At 44.0% G+C, this 3360-nt stretch carries 3 protein-coding genes, 1 tRNA gene and 2 pseudogenes; 3 read left to right on the top strand and 3 right to left on the bottom strand.

Translation table 11 applies throughout. The features are described 5' to 3' along the window. Positions 1-269 (bottom strand): annotated as a pseudogene (locus ACFPVS_RS13535) (hypothetical protein); the annotation flags it as partial. 344 nt (positions 270-613) lie between these two features. After that, a complete protein-coding gene (locus tag ACFPVS_RS13530) occupies positions 614-772 on the bottom strand; it encodes a DUF1328 domain-containing protein (protein WP_095503741.1) in 159 nt (52 codons plus the stop codon). 395 nt (positions 773-1167) lie between these two features. On the opposite strand from ACFPVS_RS13530, the gene apbC reads away from it, so the two are divergent. Further along, positions 1168-2247, top strand: coding sequence for an iron-sulfur cluster carrier protein ApbC (gene apbC, locus ACFPVS_RS13525; RefSeq protein WP_378595856.1), 1080 nt, complete (start codon positions 1168-1170; stop codon positions 2245-2247). A gap of 351 nt (positions 2248-2598) precedes the next feature. On the opposite strand, the gene ACFPVS_RS13520 is transcribed toward apbC, so the two are convergent. Beyond that, positions 2599-2674, bottom strand: a tRNA-Lys gene (locus tag ACFPVS_RS13520). Positions 2675-2839: 165 nt separating this feature from the next. On the opposite strand from ACFPVS_RS13520, the gene ACFPVS_RS13515 reads away from it, so the two are divergent. Beyond that, entirely contained in the window at positions 2840-3160 is a 321-nt protein-coding gene (locus ACFPVS_RS13515; protein WP_123804975.1) for a hypothetical protein, read from the top strand. Between the two features lie 114 nt (positions 3161-3274). After that, positions 3275-3360, top strand: a pseudogene (locus tag ACFPVS_RS13510) (IS1595 family transposase); the annotation flags it as partial.

The raw sequence follows: 3360 nt of genomic DNA, 5'->3' as shown, positions 1-3360 counted from the left end.
TTTCTACTCAAATTTCCCCTTATTTTTTGTTTTATTTGGATTTTTTTCCGTTTATGGTATTTATTGTCCCATGACAAAACTAACACCACCCCACAGCAACGGCGGTGTTTTTGATCAAAAATCCCGCCTGTGGCATTAAAAATGCTCGCAAGATGTTCAACCTCCCTGCGCTTTTTGCCTTGCATACCCCGCAGAATACCCCGACGATGAAATCGTGCATTGTCTAAAATAGTAACCGATTGCTTATTTGAAACAGGTAATATAAGCATTGCTCATTGACCAACGTTGCTGATATTTTGGTATTGTTCATAATCACTTGATGCCTTATTTCTAATTCAATTGAATGTGCCATTTTTAATCCGAAAAATGGGTTGAGACCTTTGCAAAATCCCTATCTTTGACACATTTCTTCGTTATGCGCTGCTCAAAAGCTTGTCTATCTTATATGATATGTCTGCGGTTTCTGTGCTGCTACAACTTCGAACTGCACCAAAGATAGGGATTTTGCAAAGGTCTCAGGTTGTACTACTTTCTTTTAAATTAACTATATAAATAAAAAAACCATTCAATAGAATGGTTTTTCATCATTTTATTATTTCACCGTTTGCCTATCTCAGCGTTTGCGGCCGAAAATCAGCGACAATACCGCCAAAATCAAGAAACCGACAAATAAGATTTTTGCAATACCTGCGGCGCTACCGGCAATACCACCGAAGCCCAAAACCGCAGCAATAATCGAAATCACAAAAAATACGATTGCATAATGTAACATAAGAATCTCCTCAGCTGTGTATATTTGAATTAGTTGCGCATTCAGACAGGTATTAACCGAATGCATGGTTCTACAATAGCACAATCATTTTCGATAATGCAACCGGGAAAGCCCATATTACATAGCTTTACAAAGCATATTACACAATAATACATTTTAATTCATTAATGTAATATTGAGAAAAAAGCGTAAAGGGCATCTTAACTTTTCTTACCATCCGTTTCATTGCCGCATAAATATAGGTTAAAGGCCGCCTGAAAGAATCGGGATACCCAGCACAAACAAATCCGCTCTGTTAAAATACACGCATAGACATTCAAGGCCGATCACAAGCTTGAATTTAGCGTAATCAACCCAATTGTAAACCACCACATTTCATTCATATCGAGAAATTCATGAATATCCAAGAGATTCAGACTACCCTGCAAACAGTCGCCATTCCACACACACAACGCACGCTCGGCAGCGAAAATGCCGTCAAAAGCGTCAACCATAATTCAGACGGCCTGCATATTACCCTGCAATTCGGCTATCCCGTTTTGCACATCGGCAACGAATTGGCCAACCGCATTCAGGAAGCCATCATCGGTTTCACCGGCGATACCGGCATTCACTTGAACATCGACACCGTGATAGGCACACACAAAGTGCAGCCGGGCGTGAGCACCACCAAAGGCGTGAAAAATATCATCGCTGTCGGCTCCGGCAAAGGCGGCGTGGGCAAATCTACCACCACCGCCAACTTGGCCACCGCCATGGCGCGCATGGGCGCACGCGTTGGTGTTTTGGATGCCGATTTATACGGCCCGAGCCAACCGACCATGCTGGGCGTATCTGCCGGCAAGCCGGATACCAAAAACGAAAAACTGGTGCCGGTTACCACCGAAAGCGGCATTCAAGTCATGTCGATCGGTTTTCTGATGGATACCGACCAAGCTGTAATTTGGCGCGGCCCGCTATTGAACCAAGCTTTACAACAATTATTGTTCCAAAGCGAATGGGACGATGTGGATTACCTGTTTATTGACTTACCACCGGGCACCGGCGATATTCAATTAACCCTGTCGCAAAAAATTCCGGTAACCGGCGCCGTGGTCGTGACCACACCGCAAGACATCGCCCTGATTGATGCACGCAAAGCGGTGGATATGTTCAAAAAAGTGAACATTCCAATCTTCGGCGTTTTGGAAAACATGTCGGTACACATTTGCTCCAACTGCGGCCACAGCGAAGCCATTTTCGGTACTGCAGGCGGCAAAGACTTGGCAGGCCGTCTGAATGTGCCGTTGCTCGGACAGCTGCCGCTCAGCCTGCCGGTGCGCGAAGCAATGGACAACGGCCAAGCTGCCGCGTTATTGGAAAACCACGGCGAAGTGGAAAAAATCTACACCGACGCTGCGTTCCAACTGGCTTTATCTGTTGCCGATAAAGGCAAAGACTTCAGCAGCCGCTTCCCGAAAATTGTTGTAGAATAATTCAAGCTAAAATTAACATGCCAAAGCCGTCTGAAAAGCGTTCAGACGGCTTTTTTGATAGGTTGAGACTTTGCAAAACTCCCTGAAAAGCCACAGCACAAAAAGTCGACGTTATTCCCGCGCAGGCAGGAATCCATTTTTGAACATGGCAACCTATTGAATAAAATAAGTTTCTGAGATTTTAAGGTAGATGCCCATTCCCGCCTTTGCGGAAATGACGGCTGTTTTGGTTTTTATTGGTGGTTCATGAGGTTTTGCAAAGGTCTCAGGTTAGGTTTTAAAAGTTCGAAGCTTTTAACTTTCGCCCTTAACAAAAAAGCCATCGAAAACGATGGCTTTTTTTGATTTATTTGGTGGGTCGTGAAGGATTCGAACCTTCGACCAACGGATTAAAAGTCCGCTGCTCTACCGACTGAGCTAACGACCCGATAAGCTTTAAATTATATAGACCTGATTTCTTGCCGTCAACACCTTTTTGAAAAAAATTTTATTTGCCGTATTTTTTATCGAAATAAAGCTGTCGTAATGCATACGCTGTGCTATGATTTTCCATCGGCTCAAAACCGATACATTGATAATGAAAGGACAAAATATGAAAAAATTTCTGATTGCTGCGATGATGGTAGCCGGTTTGGCGGCTTGTTCACAAGAAGCCAAACAAGAATCTAAAGAAGCGGCTCAAGCCGTAACCTCTGATGCCAAAGATGCGGCAAACGATGCAGCCGCTGCGGTAAAAGAAGCCACTGATAACGCCGCTTCTGCCATGACCGATGCCAAAAACGATGCCAAAGATGCGGCAAACAATGCAGCTGACGCAGCCAAAGATGCAGCGGCTGATGCCAAAGATGCAGCTGAAAACGCTGTTGAAGCAGCAAAAGACGCGGCTCAAGAAGCTAAAGAAGCAGCCAAATAAATTCAGTATTTCTGAAAAAAAAAATGCCGCCTGAAAGATAATTTTCAGGCGGCATTTTTTTAGGGGCTGTACTAGATAATTAGGGAAATCTAATTTCAGGTTAGAATAACCCCTATGAGAAGAAGCCGTTTAAGCCAGTACAAGCAAAACAAACTGATTGAACTGTTTATTGCGGGTGTTACTGCCCGTACTGCAGCTCA

This window comes from Neisseria weixii (assembly GCF_042658245.1).
GTDB classification, from domain to species: Bacteria; Pseudomonadota; Gammaproteobacteria; order Burkholderiales; family Neisseriaceae; genus Neisseria; species Neisseria weixii.
The sequence above is the reverse complement of the archived record's forward strand: the minus strand, read 5'-3'. Positions and strand labels throughout refer to the sequence as shown.